The organism is Acidiphilium sp. PM (assembly GCF_000219295.1).
GTDB classification, from domain to species: domain Bacteria; phylum Pseudomonadota; class Alphaproteobacteria; order Acetobacterales; family Acetobacteraceae; genus Acidiphilium; species Acidiphilium multivorum.
In genome coordinates this window covers 1-5,686 of sequence record NZ_AFPR01000471.1, presented here as the reverse complement: position 1 = coordinate 5,686, position 5,686 = coordinate 1, and the positions used below count along the sequence as shown (strand labels likewise).

Below are 5,686 nucleotides of genomic sequence, written 5' to 3'. Positions count from 1 at the left end.
GCTGATCAACGCGCCGCGCCTGCTGCTGGCCGACGAACCCACCGGCAATCTCGACACGAGGACGTCGCACGAGATCATGGAAACGCTGGCGGCGCTCAACCGCGAGCGGGGCACGACGATCCTCGTCGTCACCCACGAGCCGGACATCGCCGCCTATGCCGATCGGGTGCTGACGATGCGCGATGGGCGGATCGTCGGCGACGAGCGGCGGGAAAAGGCGCGGGGTGAAGCGGCGCCGGCGGTGGCAGAGGCCGCGCCAGACGCCGCGCCCAATGAAACGCCGGATGCCGCGCCGGCGCGGCGGCGCGCCGGCATCGCCTGGGCGTTCGGCGCCATGATCGTCGGCGCCGCGGTGCAGGCGCTGGCCCGCAACCGGCTGCGCTCGGCGCTGACCATGCTCGGCGTGTTCATCGGCGTCGCCGCGCTGATCACCATGGTCGCGGTGGGCCAGGGCGCGAACCAGGCGATCCGCAAGCAGATCGAGAGCCTCGGGACCAACCTGCTCGTGGTGCTGCCCGGGGCGACGACGGCCGGCGGCGCGCGGGCGGGGTTCGGCAGCGCCTCGACCATCACGGTGGACGACGCGCGGGCGATCCTGCGGGAAGACCCGGCGGTGAGCCGGATCGGCTATCTCATCCGCGCCGCCGGACAGGTGCGCTATGCGAGCCAGAACTGGACCACGGCGATCGCCGGCGTCAGCATCGACTATCCGGCGATGACCAACTGGCGCGTCGCCGAGGGGCGGCCGATCGGCGCGCAGGACGAGAGGAACGGCGCGCTGGTCGGGCTGATCGGCCAGACCGTGCGCCAGCAGCTCTTCGCCCCCGGCGAGGACCCGGTGGGGGCGACGATCCTGGTGAAGGGCACGCCGATCCGGGTGATCGGCGTGCTGGCGGGCAAGGGGCAGACGGCGTTCGGCACCGATCAGGACGATATCGTGATGCTGCCCTTCAGCACCGCCGAGCAGCGGGTGCTCGGCACCGCGACGCCCAGCCGGCAGGATGCGCCGCTGAACTGGGCCTATCCGGCCTGGCCCAACCCCTACGGCCTGCAACTGCGGCTGACCGGGTACGTGAACCAGCTGTTCGCCCAGGCGGTCTCGCCGGACGCGGTGGCGGAGGCGATGGAGCAGATCAGCGGCACGCTGTCGGTGCGCCACCGCATCCAGCCGAACGGGCTCAAGGATTTCTCGGTGCGCAATCTCAGCCAGATCGCCGCGGCGGCGCAGGGGTCGAGCCGGATCATGTCGCTGCTGCTGGCCATCGTCGCCTCGATCTCGCTGCTGGTGGGCGGCATCGGGATCATGAACATCCTGCTCGTGTCGGTGACGGAGCGGACCCGCGAGATCGGGCTGCGGATGGCGATCGGGGCGCGGCGGCTGCATGTGCTGCTGCAGTTCCTGGCCGAATCGGTGTTCCTCAGCGTCACCGGCGGGCTTGGCGGGATCGTGCTCGGGGTCGCGCTGTCCGGCGGGATCACGCTGTTCGCGGGCTGGCCGGCGCCGGTTTCGCTGCTGGCGGTGGCGGGCGGATTCCTGTTCTCGGTCGCGGTGGGCGTGGCGTTCGGGTTCTACCCGGCGCGGAAGGCGGCGCGGCTCGATCCGATCGAGGCGCTGCGCTACGAGTGACGCCGGCCGGCCACGGGGCCGCGTGCAAAACCCGGCCGCCTCGCCTATCCTTCCGCCATGAGATGCAGGATTCGATACGGGCGGGCACGGCCGGGGCAGCGACGCGGCCGGCAGGCGGCGTACCTTCTCCGCCGCGGCCGCTGAGCGCAAGGTCCGCGCCATGCACGGCGACCTCTTCGGATCATGGCAGCCGGCCGCGACGGTGGCGATCTTCGCGCTGACCTACGCCGGGGTGGCGCTGGGCCGGCTGCCGTTCTTCCGGCTCGACCGCGCGGGGATCGCCTTCGTCGGCGCGGTGCTGATGGTCGCGAGCGGGGCGCTGACGCTCCGGCAGGCGGTCGCCGCGATCGATTTCGACACGATCGCGCTGCTGCTCGGCATGATGATCCTTGCCGCGGCGCTGCGCCGGGCCGGGTTCTTCGAGCGGATCACCGGGGCGGTGCTCTCGCGCGCCTCCGGCACCGATGCGCTGCTGGCGCTCACCGTCGCGATGGCCGGGCTGCTCTCGGCGGTGCTGGTCAACGACACGGTCTGCGTCGTGCTCACGCCGCTGGTGCTCGAAGCGTGCCGGGCGGGGCGGAAACAGCCCCTGCCCTATCTCGTCGCGCTGGCGACCGCCTCGAATGTCGGGTCGGTGGCGACGATCACCGGCAACCCGCAGAACATGATCATCGGCAGCCTCTCCGGCATCGGCTATGCCGCGTTCGCCGGCGCGCTGGTGCCGGTCGCGCTGCTCGGTCTGCCGATCGTCTTCCTCGTCATCCGGCTGCTGCATCGCGCGGGCTTCGAGGCGCTGACGGTGCCGGCGGCATCCGCCGCGCGGCGCCGGCCGCATGGCGGGCTCATCGGCAAGTCGGTCGTGCTGCTGGTGCTGTTCGTCATCGCCTGCCTCGGCGGCATGCGCCCGGCGGAGGCGGCGCTGGTGGCCGCCGCGCTGATCATGCTGACGCCGGGGGTGAAGAGCCAGCGCCTGCTCGCCGGCGTCGACTGGTCGCTGCTGCTGATGTTCGCGGGGCTGTTCGTCGTCGTCGCCGCGTTGCAGCGCGAGGTGATCGGCGCGGCGGTGATCGGGCGCGTCGCAGCCCTGCATCCGGGCCGGCCGGCGGTGCTGGTGCCGCTCACCGCGATCCTGTCGAACCTGGTCAGCAACGTGCCGGCGGTGCTGGTGCTGCGCCCCTTCATCGCCCATCTCGCCGACCCGCGGCAGGCGTGGCTCATCGTCGCCATGGCGTCCACCCTCGCGGGCAACCTGACGCTGCCGGGATCGGTGGCGAATCTCATCGTCGCCGAGCGGGCGCGCGCCGCCGGCGTGCGGATCGGCTTCGGCGACTATCTGAAGTTCGGCCTGCCCATCACGGTTCTCACGATCGCGCTCGGCACCGCCTGGCTCGTCGGCCTCGGCTAGGCGGTTCGGGCGCGGATTGACAGGCCGGACCCGGCATCGCAAACACGTCCCGCGCGGTCCGGCCGCGCCGGCGATGGGGTTCGCCGTGAACCGCCCGCGGGGCTGATGACTCCTGTTTCGATCCGTCAACCGCGGAGGGACAGGCGCGCGCGTTTTCGACATTTCCGATCCGGCCATGGCCGGCAGGCTTCCGCCCTGCCCCGCCGCCATCCCCTCGACATTCCCGACATTTCCGCCACAACAAGAAGGCGTTTCATGATCAAGACACTTGCGGCCATCGCCTTTTTCGGCTCGCTCGGCTGCTGGGCGCGCTACGGCCAGACCATCTTCATGCAGAACCTGTTCGGGCGCGGCTTTCCCGTCGCCGTGCTCAGCATCAACGTGCTCGGCTCGTTCCTGATCGGCTTTCTCTTCGTGCTCACCGCCGAGCGCGTCGCCATCGATCCGGCGATCCGCACCGGCGTGCTCACCGGCTTTCTCGGCGGCTACACGACATTCTCGACCTTCGAGCTCGAAACGCTCATGCTGGTGGAGAACGGGGAGATCGTGAAGTCGGCGCTTTACGTGCTGCTGTCGGTCGTGCTCGGGTTCATCGGCGCCGTTCTCGGCGTCTACATCGCAAGGAATGTCTGACATGGAAGAACAGGTCACGCTGGTGCGCATCGCGCTGAGCGAAACCGATCACGGGCGGCGACGCCACCTGATGGAGGACATCCTGACGCGGCTGCGCGACGATTTCGATCTCGACGGCGTGTCGGTATTCCGGGGCATCGCGGGGATGAACGGGCAGAAGATCATCCATGCCGCCGACCTGCTGCATTTCGATGTCGACCTGCCGCTGATGATCGAGATCTGCTGCGCGCCGGACACCGCGATATCGGTGATCGATTCGCTCGCGGATCTGGTGCCGGACGGCCACATCATTTCCTGGCCCGCCACCCGCCATCGCCGCGCGTAGCGCGAAGCGGGGCGCTCCCGCCTCCCCCGCTTGATCGACGTCAATGATGGGGGAGCGCGCGGCGGCTAGGGTTCCGGCCGGTGATGCGTGCGGAGGCGCGGCATGGAACCTGTCGCCGGCGGGGTGGCGCTGCCGGACGAGGAGCGGGCGGCGCCGGTCGCGCTGGTGGGGCGCGGCCTGGCCAAGATCTACCGGATGGGCGCGGTCGAGGTGCCGGCGCTGCGCGATGTCGACCTCACGCTCCGCGAGGGCGAGCTGGTCGTGCTGCTCGGCCCCTCGGGCAGCGGGAAATCCACGCTGCTCAACATCCTCGGCGGGCTCGACACGCCTTCGGCCGGCGAGGTGCTGTTCCGCGGCCAGCCGATCGCGCAGGGCGGCGAGCGGGGGCTGACCCGCTACCGGCGCCGGCATGTCGGCTTCGTCTTCCAGTTCTACAACCTCATCGCCAGCCTCACCGCGCGGGAGAATGTCGCGCTGGTGACCGAGATCGCCGAGGCGCCGATGGCGCCGGAGGCGGCGCTGGAGCTGGTCGGCCTCGGCGACCGGCTCGATCATTTCCCCGCCCAGCTCTCCGGCGGCGAACAGCAGCGGGTGGCCATCGCCCGCGCCATCGCCAAGTCGCCGGACCTGCTGTTCTGCGACGAGCCGACCGGCGCGCTCGACAGCCGCACCGGCATTCTCGTGCTCGAGGCGATCCTGAAGGTGAACGGCGAACTCGGCACCACCACGGCGCTCATCACCCATAACGCGGTGATCGCCGACATCGCCGACCGCGTGCTGAGCTTTGCCGACGGGCGGATCGTCGGCACGCGGGTCAACCCGGTCCGGCACAGCCCGGCCAAGCTGGTGTGGTAGCGCTCGGTGTCGAGCCTCGACCGCAAGCTGCTGCGCGATCTGTGGCGGCTGCGCCTGCAGGCGCTGGCGATCGCGCTGGTGATCGCCTCCGGCGTCGCGCTGATGGTGATGGCGCTGACCACGACCGAATCGCTGGAGGCGACGACCAGCGCCTATTACGAGCGCGCGCGCTTCGCCGATGTGTTCACCCGGCTGAAGCGCGCGCCGGACTCGCTGGAGGCGCGGATCGCCGCGATTCCGGGCGTGCGGGTGGTGGAGACGCGGATCGTCGAGTCCGGTCTGCTGGATGTCGCGGGGTATCGCGAGCCGGTGGTGGCGACGCTGGTCTCGCTGCCGAAATCCGGCCCGCAGCGGCTCAACGCGCTGGTCCTGCGCGCGGGCCGGCTGCCGGCGCCGGGCCGGCTGCGCGAGGCGGTGGTCGGCGAGCCCTTCGCCGAGGCGCATCACCTGCGGCCGGGCGATACGATCGGCGCGGTGCTGCGCGGCCGGCGCGTGGCGCTGCGCATCGTCGGCACCGCGCTCAGCCCGGAATTCGTCTATGCGATTCCACCCGGCGGGCTGATGCCGGATGACCGGCGGTTCGGCGTGATCTGGATGGGGCGCGACGAGCTTGCCGCCGCCTTCGGCCTGAAGGGCGCGTTCGACGATGTCTCGCTCGCGCTCTCTCCCGGCCAGCGCCCGCAGCCGGTGATCGCCCGGCTCGACGCGCTGCTCGCCCGTTATGGCGGCACCGGCGCCTATGACCGCGCCGAACAGGTCTCGAACTGGTTCCTGAGCAACGAGATCGCGCAGCAGAAGAACATGTCGCGGCTGATGCCGGCGATCTTTCTCGGCGTCGCCG

General features: G+C 70.9%; 6 protein-coding genes and 1 riboswitch. All 6 genes read left to right on the top strand.

The window, feature by feature from the left end; translation table 11 throughout:
• The coding region (locus tag APM_RS14580; protein WP_007424141.1) for an ABC transporter permease at positions 1–1,627 on the top strand (1,627 nt) is incomplete at its 5' end.
• 160 nt (positions 1,628–1,787) lie between these two features.
• On the top strand, positions 1,788–3,032 hold the full coding sequence (locus APM_RS14575; protein WP_007424140.1) for an anion transporter: 1,245 nt from the start codon (positions 1,788–1,790) through the stop codon (positions 3,030–3,032).
• A 60-nt stretch (positions 3,033–3,092) separates the two neighbouring features.
• A riboswitch (Fluoride riboswitch) is annotated at positions 3,093–3,154 on the top strand.
• A gap of 133 nt (positions 3,155–3,287) precedes the next feature.
• Positions 3,288–3,665 (top strand): fluoride efflux transporter CrcB, encoded by a 378-nt coding sequence (gene crcB, locus APM_RS14570; protein ID WP_007424139.1) that lies wholly within the window; start codon positions 3,288–3,290, stop codon positions 3,663–3,665.
• Between the two features lies 1 nt (position 3,666).
• Positions 3,667–3,990, top strand: coding sequence for a DUF190 domain-containing protein (locus APM_RS14565; RefSeq protein WP_007424138.1), 324 nt, complete (start codon positions 3,667–3,669; stop codon positions 3,988–3,990).
• 102 nt (positions 3,991–4,092) lie between these two features.
• Positions 4,093–4,845, top strand: a complete 753-nt coding sequence (locus tag APM_RS14560; RefSeq protein WP_007424137.1) for an ABC transporter ATP-binding protein — start codon at positions 4,093–4,095, stop codon at positions 4,843–4,845.
• A gap of 6 nt (positions 4,846–4,851) precedes the next feature.
• On the top strand, positions 4,852–5,686 hold an 835-nt coding region (locus APM_RS14555; protein ID WP_007424136.1), incomplete at its 3' end, for an ABC transporter permease.

Excerpts from the sequence above, each read along its gene's own strand:
- APM_RS14575 (WP_007424140.1), top strand. The coding sequence starts at position 1,788 with ATGCACGGCGACCTCTTCGGATCATGGCAGCCGGCCGCGACGGTGGCG.
- crcB (WP_007424139.1), top strand. The coding sequence starts at position 3,288 with ATGATCAAGACACTTGCGGCCATCGCCTTTTTCGGCTCGCTCGGCTGC.
- APM_RS14565 (WP_007424138.1), top strand. The coding sequence starts at position 3,667 with ATGGAAGAACAGGTCACGCTGGTGCGCATCGCGCTGAGCGAAACCGAT.
- APM_RS14560 (WP_007424137.1), top strand. The coding sequence starts at position 4,093 with ATGGAACCTGTCGCCGGCGGGGTGGCGCTGCCGGACGAGGAGCGGGCG.